Source organism: Bartonella sp. AP150HLJHH (assembly GCF_042196385.1).
Classification (GTDB): domain Bacteria; phylum Pseudomonadota; class Alphaproteobacteria; order Rhizobiales; family Rhizobiaceae; genus Bartonella.
Map to the genome: position 1 here is coordinate 1 of NZ_JBHIQC010000140.1, position 578 is coordinate 578.

1 pseudogene is annotated in these 578 nt (G+C 37.9%); it reads right to left on the bottom strand.

Annotated features, from left to right (window positions below):
* Positions 1–578 (bottom strand): annotated as a pseudogene (locus tag ACFING_RS10110) (damage-inducible protein); the annotation flags it as partial.

Here is a 578-nt window from a genome sequence, read left to right on the forward strand (position 1 = left end):
CGCAACACATCATCAACAGAATGAATGATAAAATCCACGACCTCAACGGGGGTATAAACAATCCCAAGCCTATCCGTGGTTTTCTTAAATGCCTTGGTAAAAAAATCTTCGTAAAGTTTGATAATAAGATTTTGTCTTGCCTGTGGTTCTGTAATGCCAGAGGCACGGAACTTTACGCTGTCATAAAACTCTTGTAATTCTTTGGATTCTTCCTCGATATTGGTTTTGTCGAGTTCTGTTAAGATTTTTTCCATTGCTTGCGAAATGGCATTGTTTTGTACAAATTCATTGCCCTCAAACAAAGCTTCAAACACGGGACGCGTCACAAGATGTTGCGCTAACATCTCAATCGCTTCTTCTTGCTTTATCTCACTGTTTAAGTTGTTTTTTAATTCTTTATAAAACGCATCAAAGGCATGATAAGCTTCGCTTGTTTGATCAGAAAGCAGAGTTTGAAGGCGTGTGATATGGTTTTGTGCAATCTCAGCAACATTGTTCGCCCAAATGCCCCAATAATCACTCATAGTAGATTTTTTAACAATCAGTGTTTTGAGAGCATTGGGAAACTCAACAAAAAA